Annotated in this window: 14 protein-coding genes; 4 read left to right on the plus strand and 10 right to left on the minus strand. The window is 69.0% G+C overall.

Annotation, left to right across the window (positions count from 1 at the left end; genetic code table 11):
- Positions 1 to 31 precede the first annotated feature (31 nt).
- The 8 genes from dxs to ngcE all read right to left on the minus strand — a co-directional run bounded on the left by dxs (position 32) and on the right by ngcE (position 10,641).
- Positions 32 to 1,945 carry a 1-deoxy-D-xylulose-5-phosphate synthase gene (dxs, locus tag ACZ6C1_RS09275; protein WP_469239326.1) on the minus strand — a complete coding sequence of 638 codons (1,914 nt, stop codon included), beginning with the start codon at positions 1,943 to 1,945 and terminating at the stop codon, positions 32 to 34.
- 186 nt (positions 1,946 to 2,131) lie between these two features.
- Positions 2,132 to 3,418 carry a sugar ABC transporter permease gene (locus ACZ6C1_RS09280; RefSeq protein ID WP_469239328.1) on the minus strand — a complete coding sequence of 429 codons (1,287 nt, stop codon included), beginning with the start codon at positions 3,416 to 3,418 and terminating at the stop codon, positions 2,132 to 2,134.
- Positions 3,415 to 4,209 (minus strand): ATP-binding cassette domain-containing protein, encoded by a 795-nt coding sequence (locus ACZ6C1_RS09285; RefSeq protein ID WP_469239330.1) that lies wholly within the window; start codon positions 4,207 to 4,209, stop codon positions 3,415 to 3,417. The genes ACZ6C1_RS09280 and ACZ6C1_RS09285 overlap by 4 nt, the downstream gene beginning before the upstream one ends.
- Positions 4,210 to 4,626: 417 nt before the next feature.
- Positions 4,627 to 5,727: a substrate-binding domain-containing protein gene (locus ACZ6C1_RS09290; protein WP_469239332.1), complete on the minus strand. Its 1,101-nt coding sequence runs from the start codon at positions 5,725 to 5,727 to the stop codon at positions 4,627 to 4,629.
- 121 nt (positions 5,728 to 5,848) lie between these two features.
- On the minus strand, positions 5,849 to 7,048 hold the full coding sequence (locus ACZ6C1_RS09295; RefSeq protein WP_469239334.1) for an ROK family transcriptional regulator: 1,200 nt from the start codon (positions 7,046 to 7,048) through the stop codon (positions 5,849 to 5,851).
- Positions 7,049 to 7,254: 206 nt separating this feature from the next.
- Complete coding sequence (locus ACZ6C1_RS09300) at positions 7,255 to 8,190, minus strand: carbohydrate ABC transporter permease (protein ID WP_469239336.1); 936 nt, start codon at positions 8,188 to 8,190, stop codon at positions 7,255 to 7,257.
- Positions 8,191 to 8,201: 11 nt separating this feature from the next.
- Complete coding sequence (locus tag ACZ6C1_RS09305; protein ID WP_469239338.1) at positions 8,202 to 9,125, minus strand: carbohydrate ABC transporter permease; 924 nt, start codon at positions 9,123 to 9,125, stop codon at positions 8,202 to 8,204.
- 64 nt (positions 9,126 to 9,189) lie between these two features.
- Entirely contained in the window at positions 9,190 to 10,641 is a 1,452-nt protein-coding gene (gene ngcE / locus ACZ6C1_RS09310; RefSeq protein ID WP_469239340.1) for an N-acetylglucosamine/diacetylchitobiose ABC transporter substrate-binding protein, read from the minus strand.
- A 417-nt stretch (positions 10,642 to 11,058) separates the two neighbouring features.
- On the opposite strand from ngcE, the gene ACZ6C1_RS09315 reads away from it, so the two are divergent.
- Entirely contained in the window at positions 11,059 to 14,892 is a 3,834-nt protein-coding gene (locus ACZ6C1_RS09315) for a GH92 family glycosyl hydrolase (protein WP_469239342.1), read from the plus strand.
- A gap of 89 nt (positions 14,893 to 14,981) precedes the next feature.
- Here the strand turns inward: ACZ6C1_RS09315 and acnA are convergent, their stop codons facing one another.
- Positions 14,982 to 17,699 (minus strand): aconitate hydratase AcnA, encoded by a 2,718-nt coding sequence (acnA, locus tag ACZ6C1_RS09320; protein WP_469239344.1) that lies wholly within the window; start codon positions 17,697 to 17,699, stop codon positions 14,982 to 14,984.
- A 202-nt stretch (positions 17,700 to 17,901) separates the two neighbouring features.
- Complete coding sequence (locus ACZ6C1_RS09325) at positions 17,902 to 18,333, minus strand: protein-tyrosine phosphatase family protein (RefSeq protein WP_469239346.1); 432 nt, start codon at positions 18,331 to 18,333, stop codon at positions 17,902 to 17,904.
- 149 nt (positions 18,334 to 18,482) lie between these two features.
- On the opposite strand from ACZ6C1_RS09325, the gene ACZ6C1_RS09330 reads away from it, so the two are divergent.
- From ACZ6C1_RS09330 to ACZ6C1_RS09340, 3 genes are all read left to right on the plus strand, one after another.
- On the plus strand, positions 18,483 to 18,839 hold the full coding sequence (locus ACZ6C1_RS09330) for a VOC family protein (protein ID WP_469239347.1): 357 nt from the start codon (positions 18,483 to 18,485) through the stop codon (positions 18,837 to 18,839).
- Between the two features lie 50 nt (positions 18,840 to 18,889).
- Positions 18,890 to 20,419 carry a helix-turn-helix domain-containing protein gene (locus tag ACZ6C1_RS09335; protein WP_469239349.1) on the plus strand — a complete coding sequence of 510 codons (1,530 nt, stop codon included), beginning with the start codon at positions 18,890 to 18,892 and terminating at the stop codon, positions 20,417 to 20,419.
- 84 nt (positions 20,420 to 20,503) lie between these two features.
- A complete protein-coding gene (locus ACZ6C1_RS09340; protein WP_469239351.1) occupies positions 20,504 to 20,644 on the plus strand; it encodes a hypothetical protein in 141 nt (46 codons plus the stop codon).
- Positions 20,645 to 21,020 lie beyond the last annotated feature (376 nt).

The raw sequence follows: 21,020 nt of genomic DNA on the forward strand, positions 1-21,020 counted from the left end.
CCGACCGGCCCAATACGGACCCGACGTGAGGTCAGTCGCGGGCGGCTTCGACCTCCGCGTCCTCGTACCTGCCGTCGAGCTTGGAGACCAGGCCGGTGACCTGGCGGGCGATGTCGGGGGCGGTGAGGCCGATCTCGGCCATGACCTCCTTGCGGGAGGCGTGGTCCAGGAAGCGCGGCGGGATGCCGAAGTCGCGCAGCGGTACGTCGACGCCGGCGTCGCGCAGCGCCTGGGCGATCGCGCAGCCGACGCCGCCGACGCGACCGTTGTCCTCGACGGTGACGACGACGCGGTGGCGGTCGGCGAGCGGCGCCATGGCCTCGTCGACCGGCTTGACCCAGCGCGGGTCGACGACCGTGGTGGAGATGCCCTGCTTGTCGAGCAGGTCGGCGATCTCCAGGCACATGGGCGCCAGCGCGCCGACGGAGACCAGCAGGACGTCGGGCCGGTCGGTGCCCGCCTCACGCAGCACGTCCATGCCCCCGATACGGCCCACGGCCTCGACGGCGGGGCCGACCGCGCCCTTGGAGTACCGCACGACGGTCGGCGCGTCGTCGACCTCGACGGCCTCGCGGAGCTGGGCGCGGACCTGGTCGGCGTCGCGCGGGGCGGCGATCCTCAGGCCGGGGACGACCTGGAGGATCGACATGTCCCACATGCCGTTGTGGGAGGCGCCGTCGGTGCCGGTGATGCCGGCCCGGTCGAGGACGAACGTCACCCCGCACTTGTGCAGGGCGACGTCCATGAGGACCTGGTCGAAGGCGCGGTTGAGGAACGTGGCGTACACCGCGAAGACCGGGTGGAGCCCGCCGGTGGCGAGGCCGGCCGCGGAGACGGCGCCGTGCTGCTCGGCGATGCCGACGTCGTACACCCGGTCGGGGAAGGCCTTGGCGAACTTGTCCAGGCCGACGGGCTGGAGCATGGCCGCGGTGATCGCGACGATGTCCTCGCGCTCGCGGCCGAGCTCGACCATCTCGTCGGCGAAGACGCCGGTCCAGTCGGCGCCGGAGGAGGAGATCGGCAGGCCGGTGTCCGGGTGGATCTTGCCGACGGCGTGGAAGCGGTCGGCCTCGTCGGCGAGGGCCGGCTGGTAGCCGCGGCCCTTCTCGGTGAGGCAGTGGACGATGACCGGGCCGCCGAACCGCTTGGCGCGGGTCAGGGCGGACTCCAGCGCCTCGATGTCGTGGCCGTCGATGGGGCCGACGTACTTCAGGCCGAGGTCCTCGAACATGCCCTGCGGGGCGATGAAGTCCTTCAGGCCCTTCTTGGCGCCGTGCAGCGTCTCGTACAGCGGCCTGCCCACGACCGGCGTCCGGTCGAGGATCTCCTTGGTACGGGCGAGGAAGCGCTCGTAGCCGTCGGTGGTGCGCAGGGTGGCGAGGTGGTTGGCGAGGCCGCCGATCGTCGGGGCGTAGGAGCGCTCGTTGTCGTTGACGACGATGACGAGCGGGCGGTCCTTGGCCTCGGCGATGTTGTTGAGGGCCTCCCAGGCCATCCCGCCGGTGAGCGCCCCGTCACCGATCACGGCGACGACGTGGTCGCTGCGCTCCAGGACCTCGTTGGCCTTGGCCAGGCCGTCGGCCCAGCCGAGGACGGTGGAGGCGTGGCTGTTCTCGATGACGTCGTGCTCGGACTCGGCACGCGCGGGGTAGCCGGACAGGCCGCCCTTCATCTTCAGCTTGGAGAAGTCCTGGCGGCCGGTGAGCAGCTTGTGGACGTAGGACTGGTGGCCGGTGTCCCAGAGGATCTTGTCCTTCGGGGACTCGAAGACGCGGTGCAGGGCGATGGTCAGCTCGACCACGCCGAGGTTGGGGCCGAGGTGACCGCCGGTCTTGGAGACGGCGTCCACGAGGAAGGACCGGATCTCCGCGGCCAGCTGGTCCAGCTGCTCCGGGGCGAGCCGGTCGAGATCGCGCGGGCCCGTGATACGGGTCAGCAGAGCCACCCGTGCCTCCTTGCGTGTTGAGCTGGTCGAGCTGCCGATTTTGTCGAGTCTAATGTTCCGCCCTCGACGGTGGTCATCGGGCGGTCCGTAACGCGTCCTGCCATTGGCTCAGACGCAGCAATGCCCGGCGCCGGTTGAGGGCGCCGGGCATTGCGGTGGTCACATCCGACCACACCTGGGGTCACACTATGCGCGACCTGCGGTCTTCTGCGTACGGCGGGAGACGGAGTCGATCACGACGGCGGCGAGGAGGACCGCACCGGTGATCATGTTCTGGATCGCGTTGGACATGCCGATCATGTTCAGACCCTGCTGGATCGACTGGATCACGATCATGCCCAGGAGCGCGGACCAGACCTTGCCGCGACCGCCGAAGAGGCTGGTGCCGCCGATGACGGCTGCCGCGATGACCAGCATCAGCGTGTTGCCGCCACCGAGGCTCTTGGTGGCGCCGCCGGAGAGGCTGGCGATGAACAGACCGCCGAAGGCACCGAGCGTGCCGGAGATCGCGAAGACCAGGATCCGGACCTTGGCCACGCTGATACCGGCGCGGCGCGCGGCCTCGGCGTTGCCGCCGACGGCGAAGACCTGCCGGCCGAAGGTGGTGCGGCGGGTGACGAAGTCGGCGACGACGAGCACGGCGAGGAAGAGCACCAGGGCGAGCGGCAGGCCGCGGGCGCCGGCGGGCTCGTTCAGGACGTACGCGACGACGAAGACGAACAGCGCGACGACCGCCGTGCGCAGCACGATCTCGCTGGTCGGCCGGGCGGGCAGCCCGGCGGCCTTGCGGCGCTTGGTGTCCAGCAGCAGGGAGGCGGCGTAGGCGAGGACGGCGACCAGGGCGAGGCCGTAGGCGGCGGCCTTGTCCTCGAAGAAGTAGTTGGTCAGGTTCTCGACCACACTGCCCGAGGGGGTGTTGATGGAGCCCTCGCCGCCCATCAGCCATTCCTGGAGGCCCATCCAGCTGAGGAAGCCGGCGAGGGTCACGACGAAGGCCGGGACGCCGATCTTGGCGAAGAAGAAGCCGTGCAGGGCGCCCAGGGCGGTGCCGGTCAGGACGGCGAGCAGGATCGCGATCCACTCGTTGGTGCCGTTGCTGACCTGCAGGCCGGCCCATACGGCGGCGCCGACGCCCGCGACGGAGCCGACCGACAGGTCGATCTCGCCGAGGAGCAGGACGAAGACGATGCCGACGGCCATGATGCCGAGGCCGGAGCTGTAGACGGCGATGTTGGCGACCGAGCTCGCGGACAGGAAGTTGCTGTTCTGGAGCTGGAAGACGATCGCGATGACGATCAGACCGATGAAGACCGGCAGGGAGCCCAGCTCACCGCCGCGCACCTTGCGGGTGAACTCGGTCCAGTAGCCCTTGAGGCCCTCCTCGCGTACGAGCAGACGCGGGTCGACGGCCGGGACGGGTGCCGCGGACTGCTCCGGGGCGTCGGGGGCGGGGGTCTTGGTGAGGTCGCTCACTTCGCGTCCTCCTTCGTGGCCGTACGCGCCTGGCGGCGGGTCACGGCGTTGTCCGTGGCGCCGGTGATCGCGGCGATGATCGTTTCGTGGGTGGTGTCCTTGACGTCGAAGACACCGTTGTTGCGGCCCAGGCGGAGGACGGCGACCTTGTCGGCGACGGCGCGCACATCGGCCATGTTGTGGCTGATGAGGATGACGCCGTGGCCGCGCTCGCGGAGCCGCTCGACCAGGTCGAGGACCTGGGCGGTCTGCTCGACGCCGAGGGCGGCGGTCGGCTCGTCCAGGATGACGACCTTGGGGTCGCCGATCAGGGCGCGGGCGATGGCCACGACCTGGCGCTGGCCTCCGGAGAGGGCGGCGACGGGGATGCGGACGCTGGGGATGCGGATGGACAGGGTGTCCAGCAGCTCCTTGGCGCGCTTCTCCATCGCGATCTCGTCGAGGACGGAGGCGTGCTTCAGCTCGCTGCCGAGGAAGAGGTTGGCGACGACGTCGAGGTTGTCGCAGAGGGCCAGGTCCTGGTAGACGGTGGCGACCCCGAGGTCCTGGGCGTCGTTCGGCCGGTTGATCCGGACCGCCTTGCCCTCCCATTCGATGGCGCCTTCATCGATGGGATGGACCCCCGAGATGGTCTTGACGAGGGTCGACTTTCCGGCGCCGTTGTCGCCGACCAGGGCGACGACCTCACCGGCGTGGATCTCCAGGTCTACATCGGTGAGCGCCTGGACGGCGCCGAACCGCTTGGAGACTCCGCGCAACGCCAGCACGGGCGTAGCGGACACGTGAATCATCTCCTTCGCCGCCTGTCCGGCGGGGATGGTGGAACGTGGAGCACAGAGGCTTGTGCCTGTCCGGCCGGGCGGCCGGACGGGACTGCGAGCGCCGCCCGGCGGCTCCGGCGGGAGGCCGGGGGCTGGGTGGCTGCGGTCGGGGGCTGTGGCCGGTGGCCGGGTGGCCGTGCCCTCCGTGGTGGTGCGAGGCCGGTGGCCGCTGTCCCGGGGCGGGGCCGTGGTGGCCGTGGTGGCCGTGACCTCCGTCGCGGTGCGAGGCCGGTGGCCGTGGCCTCCGCCGGTGCCCGGTCGGAGCCCCGGCCCCGGGCCGCCGGCCGAGCCGGTGCGCGGCCCCGGGGTCAGGGGGTGAGTCCGGCGCCCGACCGCGCTTGCGGGGCGTGGAGGGGCGGGCGCCGGACCGGTCCTGGAGGGGGCGGGCTACTTGATGCCGGCGGCGGCGCAGGCGGCCTTGTACTCGGCCGTGCAGATGTCCGCGGCCTTGTAGACCTTGTCCGCGATGATCGTGGAGGCGATGTTCTCCTTGGTCACGACCTGCGCGTCGTACAGCTTGGCCGGGATGTTCTTGAACTCACCGGTGAGGCTGGTGACCTTGGTCGGGGTCAGGTCGTCGATCTTCTCGCCCTTGAGCAGGCGGACCGCGATCTCCGCGGTGGTCTCGGCCTCCGGCTTGATCTGCTTGTAGATCGTGAAGGCCTGCTCACCCGCCAGGATGCGCTGGAGACCGGCGAGCTCGGCGTCCTGGCCGCCGACCGGGACCTTGACGCCCTGCTTCTTGAGGGCGGTGATGATGCCGCCGGCCATGCCGTCGTTCGCCGAGTAGACGCCCTGGAAGCCGTCCTTGCCCAGGGAGTCGATGGCGGCACCCATCTTCTTGTTGGCCTCGTCCGGGGACCAGTCCGGGATGTCCTGCTCGTAGACGACCTTCTTGACGCCGGTGTCCAGGACGCTGTGGGCGCCCTTCTTGAACAGCGGGGCGTTCGGGTCGGTCGGCGAGCCGTTGATCATGACGACGTTGCTGTCCTTGGCCTTGGCGCCGAGCGCCTTGACCAGGCCCTCGCCCTGGAGGCGGCCGATCTTCTCGTTGTCGTACGACACGTACGCGGAGATCGGGCCCTCGGCCAGGCGGTCGTACGCGACGACCTTGACGCCCTTCTTCTCGGCCTGCTGCACCCAGGACTTGGTGGCCTTGTAGTCGACCGAGTCGAGGATGATCACCTTGACGCCCTGCGTGACGAGCCCGTCGAACTGCTTCTTCTGGGTCTCGGTGTCCTGCGCGGCGTTGTTGTACTTGACCTCGCAGTCGCCGCACAGTTCCTTGATCTTCGCCTCGATGATCGGGCGGTCGAACGTCTCGTAACGGGTCGTCTTGTTCTCCGGCAGCAGCAGACCGATGGTCTTGCTGTCGCCTCCACTGCCGCCGGCGTTGTCACCGTCGCCCGCCTTGCCACAAGCGGCGAGGGAAGCGGCCATCGATACCGCTGCCGTGCCTATGACGATGCGTCGCGTCATTGCGTTCATGTGGGTTGCCTCCCTGACGAGGCCGCGACGTTGCGGCCGAGGTGGCTGGAAGTCAACTCGGCCGCAGGGTCGTCGTCAAGGAGTAAATTGACAACGAGATGACAACGGTGCCATCCGTTATCTAAGTGAACGCAGGCGTGACCGGCGTGAGGGCGCTCTCCAGAAGGGTCGAATCGCCCATTTCACTCAGTACGAGCGCCAGGGCACCCAACACCTCGGCACGGCCGCCGAGGGCTCCGGGAGCCAGTGACAACTGCCGCGCGGCACTGGGGATGGCGTACCGGGAGACCGACTCACGGATGGGTCCCAGCACCAGCTCTCCCGCCTCGGCGAGGTCGCCGCCCAGGACGACACGGCTCGGGTTCAGGAGATTGCACAGGTTGGCCACACCGCTGCCGATGTGCCGCCCGACGTCCCCGATCACCCGGCGGCAGCCGGGGTCGCCCTCGCGCGCCAGCTGCACGACCCGCTCCATGGTGAGGTCGGGCCCGTGGCTGGGCTGCAGCAGTGGCAGGACGTAGCGCGCGGCGGTGAACGTCTCCAGGCAGCCGCGGTTGCCGCACCGGCAGACGGGGCCGGACTCGTCGAGCGTGATGTGGCCGATCTCGCCGGCGGTGCCGCCGGGGCCCCGGTAGATCTGGCCGTCGATCACCAGGCCGGCGCCCACACCGCTGGCGACCTTGATGTACGCGAGGTCCTTGACCCCGCGTCCACCGCCCCAGACCAGCTCGCCCAGCGCGCCGAGGTTGGCGTCGTTGTCGACGTACACCGGGACGCCGAGGCGGCCGGCGAGCTCCTCGCTCGGATTGATGCCCGTCCAGCCCGGCAGGATCGAGGTGGAGCCGAGCGTGCCGGAGGAGACGTCGATGGGGCCGGGTACGCCGAGGCCGACGCCGACGACCTTGTCCTGGCCGATCCCGGTGGCCGCGATCAGCCGTTTGACCAGCGCCTGCGCCCGGTCGAAGCCCTCCTCGGACGAGGCGTCGACGTCGAGCGGTTCGGACTCCTCGGCCAGGACCTGGTGGGCCAGGTTGCCGACGGCGACGCGCAGGTGGGTGTGGCCGAAGTCGACGCCGATGACGATGCCGGCGTCGCCGCTCAGCGAGACACTGCGGGCCCGGCGGCCGCCCGCGGAGGTGGGGGTCACCTCGACGGTGCCGCCGTCCTTGAGCTCACGGACGATGTTGGAGACCGTGGCGGCGGAGAGGCCGGTGGTCCTGGCGATCTCCGCCTGGGTGAGCGAACCGGCCATACGCACCGCGCGCACGACCCGCTCGAGATTGGCCCGATGCAGAGATGTCTGCGACCCCGGAGTCTCCATCGACTCACTCACTCCTGCCGTTTTCTCCAACATGTGAACTCTAAGCTGAGCCTTTTGGGTTGGTCCCCGTCAAGACCTTGAGCGTTGTAGGCCTCCGATGAGCGAATTAGATGCGGACGAATCGGATATTTACCTCCACGTCACACGGAAACGGCCCGCCGGGAGCGAGCGCTCCACCGACGAGCCGTTTCGTTTGGTGACGTGAGTTACTTCAGCGCACCGGCCGTGAGTCCGGACTGCACCTGCCGCTGGAAGATCGAGTAGACGATCAGCACCGGCAGCATGGCAATCATCATTCCGGCCATCAGCGCGCCCCAGTCGTTCTCATAACCCTGCTGCAACGCGATCATCGCGAGGCCCTGGGTGAGGACGTATTTGTCCTCCTGCTGATTGAGCACCATCGGCAGCAGGTACTGGTTCCACTGCCCCAGGAAGTTGAAGATGCCGATGCTGATCAGCCCGGGTTTGGCCATCGGCACCATCACCTGGAAGAACGTCCGCGTGTGCGAGGCGCCGTCGATCATGGCCGCCTCGGCGACCGAGGTCGGCAGCGTACGGAAGAACGCCGTCATGAAGAAGACGGTGAAGGGCAGCGAGTACGCGATGTAGACCAGGATCAGCCCGTGGTACGTCGCCAGCAGGGAACTGCCCGGGAAGTCCCGCAGGACGAAGAAGAGCGGAATGACCAGCATGAAGACCGGGAAGGACATGCCGGCGACGAACAGGTAGTAGATGAACCGGTTGCCGGGGAACGTGAAACGGGCCAGGACGTACGCGGCCATCGACCCGAGCACCATCGTGCCGACGACGGACCCGCCGACCACGATCGCGGTGTTGACGAAGTACTGGCCCATGTTCGCGTCGTTCCACGCGTTGGACCAGTTCTCCCAGTGCAGGACGGTCGGCAGGCCCCACGGGTCGGTGAGGATGCCGTTGCTGTCCTTGAAGGCGCTCCACAGCACCCACAGCAGCGGCACGCCCACCATCAGGGCCCACAGGACGAGGATGCCGTGGGAGAAGACGTTGAGCACGCCGCCCTCGGAGGTGCGGCCGGTCGTCGGGCCGAGCCGCCGGGTGACCTTCGCGGGAACGGTCTCCTGCTTGGTCACCGCGTCGATCTCTTCGATCTCTTCGGTCGTCATCCGCCGTACCCCTAGTACTCGATCCGCTCACGGCGCGCGAAGCGCATCGTGAGCACTGCGAAGGTCATGGTGACGATGAGCATCGCGACACCCATGGCGGCGGCGTAGCCGAACTGGCTGTCGCGGAAGGCCGTCAGGTACAGCCGCAGCGGCATGACGTCGGTGGCACCGTCGGGGCCACCCATGTTCACCGACATGATCTGGACCAGGGCGAAGGCGTCCAGGGCGATGATGCCCATGTAGACCCAGCCGGTCTGGACCGTGTCCCACAGCAGCGGCAGGGTGATCCGGAAGAAGGTGTGGAACCGGCTGGCACCGTCCAGCAGGGCGGCCTCGTAGATGTCCCTCGGGATGGACGCCATGGCGGCCGAGAACAGCACCACGTAGAAACCGACGTGGCCCCAGACCATGACCGCGCTGATGCACCACAGCGCGAGGCTCTTCTCCCCCAGCCAGGAGTTCTGCAGGCCGTCCAGCCCGACCGCGCCGAGCAGGGAGTTCAGCATGCCGTCGTCCGGATCGGGGTTGTAGATGTTGAACCAGATGACCGCGATGATCGTGATGGAGATGACCTGCGGGAAGAAGAAGACGAACTTGTAGAACTTCGAGCCCGCGACGCCGGTGACCACTTCGTTCTTCCGGCGGCGACCGCCCACATTGAGCATGAAGGCGAAGAAGAGGCCCAGGGCGAGGGTGACCACCGGGACGAGGGCCAGCATGTAGACGTTGTGGCGCAGCGCGTTCCAGAAGTCGTCGCTGTCCCAGAGCTTGGCGAAGTTGTCGAAGCCGACGAACTCCGCGGTGCCCACCAGGCCGGACCAGTCGGTCAGGGAGATCTGGAACGCCTGGACGAACGGCGAGATGACGAAAACGCCGTAAATGAGCAGAGGCAGGGCCAGGAAGCCCACGATGAATCGGTATTTGCCGTGTTGCATGGTGCTCCCCGGCCCTTCCCCTCGTTTGTCGAACTGTCAGGTCAGGCGATCCATACCGCGATCCTCACGCCGTGCGCTTGAACTTGGTGACCGAGTCGTCCTTGGCCACCTTGTCGCACTCCGCCTGGGTCTTCCTGATCCAGTCGGCGGCCTTCAGCTCGCCGGCGAGGAGCTGTCCGGTCAGGCCGCCGATCTTCTCGTCGGTGAGCGCCGGGTACCACTCCTGGAGCTGCAGGCTGATCAGGTTGTCCCCCGCCTCCTTGAAGACCTTGCTGGCGGAGGCGAGACCGGGCGAGAGGGTGATGCCCTGGGTGGCGTCCATGACACAGGTCAGGGACTTCACCTTCTTCGCGAAGTTCTGGGCGTGCTTCTTGGAGAGCATGATGCGCAGCAGTTCCATGCCGCCGGCCGGGTTCTTGCCCTTGGCGGCGACGATGTAGGGCTCGCTCGGCTCGCCGCGCAGGGTGCCGTGCGGCATCTTGTCGCCGGTGCCGTCGAAGAGCGCGCCGACGGCCATGCCGAAGTCGGCGGGCGTGGTCGGAGCGGCCTCGTTCTCGACCCAGGAGCCGTTGGGGATGAAGACGGCCTTGCCCTTGTTCCAGGCGGTCTGGGACTGGATGTGGGTCAGGCCCTGGCTGCCTTCGAGGAAGTACTTCTTGGCCGCGAGCTCCTCGTAGTGCTCGACGACCTCCTTGACCGCGTCGTTGGAGGTCCAGGCGTTCGGCTCCAGGTTGTCGATCGCGATCCACTTCTCCATGCCGCCGATCTTGGCGATCTGGGCGAAGAGATTGAAGTGTACGTAGTAGGGGAACTTGCCCGCGTATGTCCAGGGGGCGATGCCGGCCTTCTTGATCTCGCCGCAGAGGGTGACCATCTCCGAGAGGGTCTTGGGGTACGTCCAGCCCTTGTCGGCGAGCAGCTTCTGCGAGTACCAGGTGCCGTAGATGGTGAAGGCGTAGTAGAGCACGTCGAAGGTGTCGCCGTGCTTGCCCTTCTCGATGGTGCTGGGGTGGATCGTGTCGCGGACCTTCTTCGCCGGGTCGTCCATGGAGGGTGCGTCCAGCAGCGCGGCGAGGTCCTGGAGCTGGCCCTGCGTGGAGAGCTTGTTCATGTCGAGGTGGTCGGCGCCGGAGTTGTCGATGACGTCCGGCGGGTTGCCGCCCGCGAAGCGCGGGGTGAGCTTGGGGCCGACCTGCTGGGTGCCGGTGTGCTTGACGTCGGCGCCGTAGGTGGCCTTGTAGTCGGCCTCGGCGTCCTTGGCGTACTGGTCGCCGAGGCCGCCCTTGAAGATGAACGCCTCCAGCGGGGTGCCCTTGGCCACGCCGAGCGGGTTCTTCTCGGACTTGGGGCCGCCGGGGGCCTTGGTCTCCTTGTCGCCGCCGCCGCCACCGCCGGTGGCGCAGGCGGACAGGAAGCCCATGGCGGGTACGGTGATCAGGCCGAGCGCGGCGGACCGCTTGATCAGGTCGCGACGGCCGGGGCCGTCACCGTCGTTGCGGGCGGAGGTGGATCCCATGCTCAAGTCCTCGCCTTCTCCAGGACTCAGGCGGTGTACCGGTCGCCCGTCCTGCTCGCCAGAGGCGAAGGGCCCCGCCACCGCGGTCATTTGCTGGGTCGTGCAGGTGCTGGGTGTTCACGCAGTACTGGTGGTGCGATGCCACTCGGACGCCGACAGGTATAGTCCACTTCGCGTCACATGAGCAAGATCGAAAGCAACTTTGGTCAGCAGTCTTTCCCGAGTTGAGACCTCGGGGAAATACCGAAGGCCCCGGTCCGCATTCCCCGGCCACACCTTTCGACAGAACGGCTGAATCGGGCCTTCCCGCACCGGCAACACCCTTGACACCGCACGCCACTTGGCTTCCTACTGGTTCCTGCGCAGCTCGACTGACAACGTTGTCCAACGCGCTCTCGGCAGGAGGCAGGACGCGGGATGCAGCCCAGACAGCCCAGCACGTCCGCAACCAGAACCCGTCACCGATTCCCCCGTACGGCCGCCCTCGTGGCGGCCGCTTCGCTGATCGCGGCGGCCACCCCCGCGGCCACCGCCCTCGCCCTGCCCGGCCAACCCGCCGCGACGGAGCGGGAGTTCCGGTCGTCCTTCGAACCCGACGAACGCCCGCCGGACTGGCGCAACACCGTCGACGTGGGCGCCGACGGCCGGAGGCGGGCCTCCGGCGTCGACGGCGGCTTCGCGACGGGCATACCGGGGAACGTCACCGACAAGGTCACCGCGCTGCGCGCCAGCGGTGAGAACGGCGGCGCCGGGGAGACCAAGGAGAACCTGGTCGACCTCCAGCCCAGCACCAAATGGCTCACGTTCACCCCCACCGCCTGGGTGGAATTCGAGCTGGACGAACCCGTCAAGGTGGTGACGTACGCGCTGACTTCCGCGAACGACCACGCCCCCCGCGACCCCAGGAACTGGACGCTTCGGGGCTCGGTGGACGGCACGGACTGGAAGGTCCTGGACACCCGCGAGGGCCAGAGCTTCGAAAAGCGCTTCGAAACCCGGACCTACGACTTCGACAATTCAACGGAGTACACGCATTACCGGCTGGAGATCACCGAGAACAACGGCGCCACGGGCATCACCCAGCTCGCCGACGTCCAGTTCTCGAACGGGGACACCTCCGCCCCCGTCCCGCCCGACATGCGCACGCACGTCGACCGCGGGCCCGGCGGCTCCCCCACCGCCAAGGCCAACGCCGGGTTCACCGGGGTGCGTGCCCTGCGCTACGCGGGAACGCACAAGCCGGACGGCCGGGCGTACTCGTACAACAAGGTCTTCGACGTCCACACGGCCGTGCGGCGCGACACCGAGCTGTCGTACCGGATCTTCCCCTCCATGCCGGAGACGGATCCGAACTACCCGGCCACCAACGTCGCCGTGGACCTGGTCTTCACGGACGGCACGTACCTGAGCGACCTGCGGGCCACCGACAGCCACGGCGGGGCGCTCACCCCGCGGGGCCAGGGAGCGGCCAAGCGGCTCTACGTCAACCAGTGGAACCAGGTGACCGCCGGGATCGGGAGCGTGGCCGCCGGCCGGACGGTGGACCGCGTTCTGGTGGCGTACGACTCCCCCGAGGGCCCCGCGAAGTTCCAGGGCTGGATCGACGACATCAGGATCGGGCGCGCCGCCCCGGCCGACGGCCACCAACGCCCCTCCGACCATGTCTCCACCGTGCGCGGCACCCACTCCAGCGGCTCCTTCTCGCGCGGCAACACCTTCCCCGCGACGGCCGTGCCCCATGGCTTCAACTTCTGGACGCCGGTGACCAATGCGGCGTCCAAGAGCTGGCTGTACGAGTACGCGCGCGGCAACAACGCCGACAACCTGCCGACGGTGCAGGCGTTCGCCGCCAGTCACGAGCCGAGTCCCTGGATGGGCGACCGGCAGACCTTCCAGCTCCTGCCCTCGGCGGCCACCGGTACGCCGGAGACCGACCGCGTGCGCCGCGCGCTGCCCTTCCGCCACGAGAAGGAGACGGCCAAGCCGCACTACTACGGCGTGACGTTCGAGAACGGCATCAAGGCGGAGATCACCCCGACCGACCACGCGGCGATGATGCGGTTCACCTACCCCGGCGCGGACGCTGCGGTCGTCTTCGACAACGTCACCGAGGAGGGCGGGCTGACCCTCGACCCGGCGAACCGGTCCTTCACCGGCTTCTCGGACGTCAAGAGCGGCCTGTCGACCGGTGCGACCCGGATGTTCGTGTACGGCGTCTTCGACGCGCCGGTCACCGGCTCCGCGTCGGCCGGCGTCAAGGGCCATCTGCGGTTCGCCACGGGCGAGGACCGGACGGTGACGCTGCGCATGGCGACGTCGCTGATCGGCGTGGAGCAGGCGAAGCGGAACCTGGACGCGGAGATCCCGGCCGACGCGTCCTTCGAAAGGGTCCGGGCACGGGCGCAGGCCGCGTGGGACCGGATCCTCGGCCGGGTGACGGTGGAGGGCGCGACCCGCGACCAGTTGGTCACCCTGTACTCCAACCTCTACCGGCTCTACCTCTACCCCAACTCGGGCTTCGAGAAGGTCGACGGACGCGACCGGTACGCCAGCCCGTTCTCGCCGCAGACCGGTCCGGACACCCCGACCCGGACGGGCGCGAAGATCGTCGACGGCAAGGTGTACGTCAACAACGGCTTCTGGGACACGTACCGGACGACCTGGCCCGCGTACTCCTTCCTCACCCCGCGCAAGGCCGGCGAGCTGGTGGACGGCTTCGTCCAGCAGTACAAGGACGGCGGCTGGATCTCCCGCTGGTCGTCGCCGGGCTACGCGGACCTGATGACCGGCACGTCGTCGGATGTCGCGTTCGCCGACGCCTACGTCAAGGGCGTCGACTTCGACGCGGAGGCGGCGTACGAGGCGGCCCTGAAGAACGCGACGGTGGTGCCGCCCTCGTCCGGTGTCGGGCGCAAGGGCATGGAGACGTCGCCGTTCCTCGGCTACGCCTCCACCGCCACGCACGAGGGCCTGTCCTGGTCCCTGGAGGGCTACCTCAACGATTACGGCCTGTCGAAGATGGCGGACGCGCTCCACCGGAAGACGGGCGAGGCCCGGTACAAGGAGGAGTCGGCGTACTTCCTCAACCGGGCGCGGCAGTACGTCACCCTGTTCGACAAGGAGGCCGGCTTCTTCCAGGGACGGACCCCCAAGGGCGAGTGGCGGGTGCCGTCGTCCTCCTACGACCCTCGTGTCTGGGGGTACGACTACACGGAGACCAACGGCTGGGGCTACGCCTTCACCGCCCCGCAGGACAGCCGCGGCCTGGCCAACCTGTACGGCGGGCGGCCGGGTCTGACGAAGAAGCTCGACACCTATTTCGCGACCCCCGAGACGGCGTCACCGGAGTTCGTCGGCTCGTACGGCAGCGTCATCCACGAGATGACGGAGGCGCGGGACGTACGGATGGGTATGTACGGGCACTCCAACCAGGTCGCCCATCACGTCACGTACATGTACAACGCGGCCTCGCAGCCGTGGAAGACGCAGGAGAAGGTCCGCGAGGTGCTGTCGAGGCTGTACACCGGCAGCGAGATCGGGCAGGGCTACCACGGTGACGAGGACAACGGCGAGCAGTCGGCGTGGTGGCTGTTCTCGGCACTCGGCTTCTACCCGCTGGTGATGGGCAGCGGGGAGTACGCGATCGGCTCGCCGCTCTTCAGCAAGGCGACCGTGCGGATGGACAACGGCCGCACGCTGGTGGTCAAGGCCCCGCGGAACAGTGCCACGAACATCTATGTGCAGGGTCTCAAGGTCAACGGCAAGCGCTGGACGTCGACCGCTCTGCCGCACGCGCTGGTCGCACGCGGCGGGACGCTGGAGTTCGACATGGGGCCGCGGCCGTCGGCATGGGGTACGGGCAGGGGCGCGGCGCCGGTGTCCATCACCCGGGGCGACGAGGTGCCCTCGCCGCGCCGGGACGTGCTGGCGGGCGCGGGCGAGCTGTTCGACGACACGTCGGCGACGGCGGCCTCGGTGGAGGCCGTGGAGCTGCCGGTACCGGCGGGCGGCACGCGGGCGGTCCAGTACACGCTGACCTCGTCGGCGCGGGGCGCCGCCCCGACGGGCTGGGTGCTGCAGGGCTCGCGGGACGGTACGGCGTGGACGGACCTCGACCGGCGGTCCGGTGAGGCGTTCGCCTGGGACCGGCAGACGCGGGTGTTCACGGTGGCGCGGCCCGGGACGTACGAGAGGTACCGGCTGGTGCCGAGTGCGGTGGCGACGCTGGCGGAGGTGGAGCTGCTGCGCTGAGACGTACACGTGTCGTGTCCGTGAGTACGCGGAAGGGCCGCACCCCGTCGCCGGACGGGGTGCGGCCCTTGTGCCGTGTGCCTGGTCCTTTAGTTGCGGATCAGGTTGCGCAGCACGTACTGCATGATGCCGCCGTTGCGGTAGTAGTCCGCCTCACCGGGGGTGTCGATGCGGACGACCGCGTCGAACTCGACGCCGGTGTCGGTGGTGACCTTCACCGTGCGCGGCGTGGTGCCCTCGTTCAGCTCGGTGACGCCGGAGATGGAGAAGGTCTCCTCACCGGTCAGGCCGAGCGACTGGGCGGACGCGCCCTCGGGGAACTGCAGCGGCAGGACGCCCATGCCGATGAGGTTCGAGCGGTGGATGCGCTCGTAGGACTCGGCGATGACGGCCTTGACGCCGAGGAGCGCGGTGCCCTTGGCGGCCCAGTCGCGGGACGAGCCGGAGCCGTACTCCTTGCCGGCCAGGACGACCAGCGGGATGCCCTGGTCGATGTAGTTGCGGGAGGCGTCGTAGATGAACGACACCGGACCGCCGTCCTGGGTGAAGTCGCGGGTGTAGCCGCCCTCGGTGCCCGGCGCGATCTGGTTGCGCAGGCGGATGTTGGCGAACGTACCGCGGATCATGACCTCGTGGTTGCCGCGGCGGGAGCCGTAGCTGTTGAAGTCGCGGCGCTCGACGCCGTGCTCCGTGAGGTACTTGCCGGCCGGGGTGTCGGCCTTGATGGCGCCGGCCGGGGAGATGTGGTCGGTGGTGACCGAGTCGCCCAGCTTGGCGAGCACGCGGGCACCGGTGATGTCGGTGACCGGGGTCGTCTCCATCTGCATGCCCTCGAAGTACGGGGGCTTGCGGACGTAGGTGGACTGCGGGTCCCACTCGAAGGTGTTGCCGGTGGGGATCGGCAGCGCCTGCCACTGGGCGTCACCGGCGAAGACGTCCTGGTAGGACTTGTTGAACATGTCCTCGCCGATGGCGCTGGCGACGACCTCGTTCACCTCGGCCTCGGAGGGCCAGATGTCCTTGAGGTGGACCGGCTTGCCGTCCTGGTCGATGCCCAGGGCGTCCTTGGTGATGTCCACCTTCATGGAGCCCGCGATGGCGTACGCGACGACCAGCGGCGGGGAGGCCAGGTAGTTCATCTTGACGTCGGGGTTGATCCGGCCCTCGAAGTTGCGGTTGCCGGAGAGGACCGACGTGACGGCGAGGTCGTGGTCGTTGACGGCCTTGGAGACCTCCTCCGGCAGCGGGCCGGAGTTGCCGATGCAGGTGGTGCAGCCGTAGCCGACGAGGTTGAAGCCGACCTTGTCGAGGTACGGGGTGAGGCCCGCCTTGTCGAAGTAGTCGGTGACGACCTTCGAGCCCGGGGCGAGGGTGGTCTTGACCCACGGCTTGCGGGTCAGGCCCTTCTCGACCGCCTTCTTGGCCACCAGGGCGGCGGCGACCATGACGTACGGGTTCGAGGTGTTGGTGCAGGAGGTGATCGCGGCGACGGTGACGGCGCCGTGGTCGATCTCGTACGTGGAGCCGTCGGGGGCGGTGACGGTGACCGGCTTCGACGGGGCGCCGTTGGGCGTGTTGGCCGGGGCGTCGGAGGCCGGGAAGGACTCCTTGCCCGCCTCGTCGACGTCGTCGACGTAGTTGCGGACGTCCTGCGCGAACTGCTGGGCGGCGTTGGCGAGGACGATGCGGTCCTGCGGGCGCTTGGGGCCGGCGATGGAGGGGACGACCGTGGAGAGGTCCAGCTCCAGCTTCTCGGAGAAGTCCGGCTCGGCGGCCGGGTCCAGCCAGAGGCCCTGCTCCTTGGCGTACGCCTCGACGAGCGCGACCTGCTGCTCGGAGCGGCCGGTGAGCTTGAGGTAGTTCAGCGTCTCGCCGTCGATCGGGAAGATCGCGGCGGTGGAGCCGAACTCGGGCGACATGTTGCCGATGGTGGCGCGGTTCGCGAGGGAGGTGGCGGCGACGCCCTCACCGTAGAACTCGACGAACTTGCCGACGACGCCGTGCTTGCGCAGCATCTCGGTGATGGTGAGCACCAGGTCGGTGGCGGTGGTGCCGGTGGGCAGCTCGCCGGTGAGCTTGAAGCCGACGACGCGCGGGATCAGCATGGAGACCGGCTGGCCGAGCATGGCGGCCTCGGCCTCGATGCCGCCGACGCCCCAGCCGAGCACACCGAGGCCGTTGACCATGGTGGTGTGGGAGTCGGTGCCGACGAGGGTGTCGGGGTACGCCTGGCCGTTCCGGACCATGACGGTGCGGGCCAGGTGCTCGATGTTCACCTGGTGGACGATGCCGGTGCCCGGCGGGACGACCTTGAACTCGTCGAAGGCGGTCTGGCCCCAGCGCAGGAACTGGTAGCGCTCCTTGTTGCGGCCGTACTCCAGCTCGACGTTCTGGCCGAAGGCGTCCGGCGTGCCGAACTTGTCGGCGATGACGGAGTGGTCGATGACCAGCTCGGCCGGGGCGAGCGGGTTGATCTTCGCCGGGTCGCCGCCGAGCTCCTTGACGGCCTCGCGCATGGTGGCGAGGTCGACGACACACGGCACACCGGTGAAGTCCTGCATGATCACGCGGGCCGGCGTGAACTGGATCTCCTGGCTCGGCTGAGCCTGCGAGTCCCAGTTGCCGAGGGCCCGGATGTGGTCGGCGGTGATGTTCGCGCCGTCCTCGGTGCGGAGCAGGTTCTCCAGGAGCACCTTCAGGCTGTAAGGGAGGCGCGCGGAGCCCTCGACCTTGTCCAGCCTGAAGATCTCGTACGACTCGTCGCCCACGCGCAGCGTGCTGCGGGCGTCGAAGCTGTTCGCCGACACGACAGTCTCCTTCATCAATGTGCGCGTTCTTACCGCATCCTGCCGCGATGGCTCCTCGCCGATCCGCTAAGGTAAGACTTAGTTAGGTAACCCTTACCGGCTGGCGCGGCTGCGGTGCGTCTTTCGGCAGATATCTCGATGTCGAGATAACTCTAGTACATGACCGTGCCCTGCGACGAGGCACGCCCGGCGAACTGCCGTGTCATGCGGTGAAGCGGCGGACGAAGCGTTTCTGCCAGGGGGTCTCGACGGCATGCCGGTCGTAGTTCCGGCGAACGAATTGCACCGCTTCGTCCGGCGGAATTCCGTCCATTACGGCGATACAGGCCAGCGCCGTACCGGTCCGGCCGCGTCCGCCGCCGCACGCGACCTCGACGCGTTCGGCGACGCTGCGCTCCCAGGCCTCGCGGAGGACGGTACGGGCGTCCGCCGGGCTGCTGGGCAGCCGGAAGTCCGGCCAGCGCAGCCACCGCGCCTCCCACGGGACGCCGGGCGGCTGCTTGGCGAGCAGATACACGGCGAAATCGGGCGTCGGGCCCTCCGGGAGAGGCCGCCGGAGACCACGCCCCCGGACCGTGCGGCCGGAGGGAAGCCGCAGGACGCCCGGCGCGGTGTCGTTCCAGGTCTGGGTCATTCGCTCACGGTAGTCGCCGACTTCGCGACGTGGGGGTGGTGCGCGGAGGGCCGGCGAGACCCCTGGACGGGGCCACGAGCCCCCGGCGGCCCCTCCCGGACGGCGCAGCCGGAGTTGCGGGGGCGGGGCCGGGCGTCGAGCATCGGGGCATGTTCAGTGGCGCACACGTCATCCTCTACACCAAGGACGCCGACGCCGACCGGGCGTTCATCAGGGACGTGCTGGGCTTCGACGGCGTCGACGCCGGGCGCGGCTGGCTCATCTTCAAGCTGCCGCCCGCCGAGGTCGCCGTACACCCGACACCCGGTGAGCCCCGGCACGAATTCTTCCTGATGTGCGACGACATCGAGGGGACGTTGCGGACATTGGCGGACCGCGGGGCGGAGATGTCGCGGCCGGTCAGCGACCAGGGCTGGGGACTGCTGGCGGCCGTACGGCTGCCGAGCGGCGGTGAACTGCCGCTCTACGAGCCACGGCACCCCACGGCGCACAGCCTCTCACCCTGACGGCGCACCCCGACACGGGGGGCATCTCATATCTGAGATAACCTGCCCCCATGGCAGACGACTACCTCGTACGCATCGGCAAGCTCATCCGTGACGCCCGGCAGCACCGCGGCTGGACGCAGACGCAGCTCGCCGAGGCGCTGGCCACAAGTCAGAGCGCCGTCAACCGCATTGAGCGCGGGAACCAGAACATCAGCCTTGAGATGATCGCCCGGATCGGCGAAGCGCTCGACAGTGAAATCGTGTCACTCGGGTACGCGGGTCCCATGCACCTCCGAGTAGTGGGCGGGCGCCGGCTGTCCGGCTCCATCGATGTCAAGACGAGCAAGAACGCCTGTGTGGCGCTGCTGTGCGCGTCACTTCTCAACAAGGGCCGTACGACGCTCAGGCGCGTCGCCCGGATCGAGGAGGTCTACCGGCTGCTGGAGGTCCTCAACTCCATCGGCGTACGCACCCGTTGGATCAACGACGGGATGGACCTGGAAATCGTCCCGCCCGCGCACCTGGACATGGCCGCCATCGACGCGGACGCGGCCCGCCGCACCCGCTCCATCATCATGTTCCTCGGCCCGCTGCTCCACCGGCTGCGGCAGTTCAAGCTCCCCTACGCGGGCGGCTGCGACCTCGGTACGCGCACGATCGAGCCGCACATGATCGCGCTGCGCCGCTTCGGCCTGGACATCACCGCCACCGAAGGGCTGTACCACGCACAGGTCGACCGCTCCGTGGCGCCGGACCGCCCGATCGTGCTGACCGAGCGCGGCGACACCGTCACCGAGAACGCCCTGCTCGCCGCCGCCCGCCACGACGGCGTCACCGTCATCCGCAACGCCTCCTCCAACTACATGGTCCAGGACCTGTGCTTCTTCCTGGAGGCCCTCGGCGTACAGGTGGAGGGCATCGGTACCACCACCCTGACCGTGCACGGCGTGCCGTCCATCGACGTGGACGTCGACTACTCGCCCTCCGAGGACCCGGTCGAGGCGATGAGCCTGCTGGCGGCGGCGGTCGTCACCGAGTCGGAGCTGACGATCCGTCGCGTACCGATCGAGTTCCTGGAGATCGAGCTCGCGGTCCTGGAGGAGATGGGCCTCGACCACGACCGCACCACGGAGTACGCCGCCGACAACGGCCGCACGCGCCTGGTGGACCTGACCGTACGGCCCTCCAAACTGGAGGCGCCGATCGACAAGATCCACCCGATGCCGTTCCCCGGCCTGAACATCGACAACGTGCCGTTCTTCGCCGCCATCGCGGCTTCCGCGCAGGGCCAGACCCTCATCCACGACTGGGTCTACGACAACCGCGCCATCTACCTGACCGACCTCAACCGCCTGGGCGGCCGCCTCCAGCTCCTGGACCCGCACCGCGTCCTCGTCGAGGGCCCGACCCGCTGGCGCGCCGCCGAGATGATGTGCCCGCCCGCCCTGCGGCCCGCGGTGGTCGTGCTCCTCGCCATGATGGCGGCCGAGGGCACGTCCGTCCTGCGCAACGTCTACGTCATCAACCGCGGCTACGAGGACCTCGCGGAGCGTCTGAACTCGGTGGGCGCGCAGATCGAGATCTTCCGGGACATCTGACCGGCCCCGGGCCGTCGCACCACGCGGCGCCCGGCCGGGTCGTCCCGGCCGGGCGCCGCGGGCGGCCGCGGGGCCCCGGACACCGTGCGCCATCTGGACCGGGACACCGTTGCCGAGCGTCAACTCGCCCTGTACCACCTTGCCTTCGACCGGATGCGGGCGGAACTCGCGCTCATCCTCAGCCGCGCCCCGCACTGGTCCGTCCCGCGGCCCCGCCGCCGCTGACCCGGCCGGGCCCGCGCGCGGGTCGGCCCGCCGCCGTCCTGACGGTGGCAGCGCTCACCGGTGGAGCGGGCGCCGCCGCATGCCGCCCTCGTTCTCGGGCCGGGCCGTCGGCGCGGTCCGGAAGGAGGAGCAGGGCGAGGTCGGCACACAGGCGATGCAGCGGCTGGTCGAGGTCGAGGCCGGTCAGGGAACGGATGCAGCGCAGGCGAGAGCGTGCGGGTCGGCGGCCCGCGTCGATGCGGCGCCGTGTGTGACGTACCGCGGCGACCAGGTGCGGTGTGGGGTTCGGCCTTTCGGCGTGGAGGGGCGGGTGAGGGGTGCCGATCACGGACGTATGGCTCCTCGTTCAGAGCAGGCCGGGAGGCGAGCAACAGGG

Source organism: Streptomyces sp. NPDC041796, from assembly GCF_055590785.1.

What these genes read in the sequence shown, in the direction of transcription:
- ACZ6C1_RS09285 (WP_469239330.1), bottom strand. Translation starts at nt 4,209, where the DNA reads ATGATTCACGTGTCCGCTACGCCCGTGCTGGCGTTGCGCGGAGTCTCC.
- ACZ6C1_RS09290 (WP_469239332.1), bottom strand. Translation starts at nt 5,727, where the DNA reads ATGAACGCAATGACGCGACGCATCGTCATAGGCACGGCAGCGGTATCG.
- ACZ6C1_RS09295 (WP_469239334.1), bottom strand. Translation starts at nt 7,048, where the DNA reads ATGGAGACTCCGGGGTCGCAGACATCTCTGCATCGGGCCAATCTCGAG.
- ACZ6C1_RS09300 (WP_469239336.1), bottom strand. Translation starts at nt 8,190, where the DNA reads ATGACGACCGAAGAGATCGAAGAGATCGACGCGGTGACCAAGCAGGAG.
- ACZ6C1_RS09305 (WP_469239338.1), bottom strand. Translation starts at nt 9,125, where the DNA reads ATGCAACACGGCAAATACCGATTCATCGTGGGCTTCCTGGCCCTGCCT.
- ngcE (WP_469239340.1), bottom strand. Translation starts at nt 10,641, where the DNA reads ATGGGATCCACCTCCGCCCGCAACGACGGTGACGGCCCCGGCCGTCGC.
- ACZ6C1_RS09315 (WP_469239342.1), top strand. Translation starts at nt 11,059, where the DNA reads ATGCAGCCCAGACAGCCCAGCACGTCCGCAACCAGAACCCGTCACCGA.
- ACZ6C1_RS09325 (WP_469239346.1), bottom strand. Translation starts at nt 18,333, where the DNA reads ATGACCCAGACCTGGAACGACACCGCGCCGGGCGTCCTGCGGCTTCCC.
- ACZ6C1_RS09330 (WP_469239347.1), top strand. Translation starts at nt 18,483, where the DNA reads ATGTTCAGTGGCGCACACGTCATCCTCTACACCAAGGACGCCGACGCC.
- ACZ6C1_RS09335 (WP_469239349.1), top strand. Translation starts at nt 18,890, where the DNA reads ATGGCAGACGACTACCTCGTACGCATCGGCAAGCTCATCCGTGACGCC.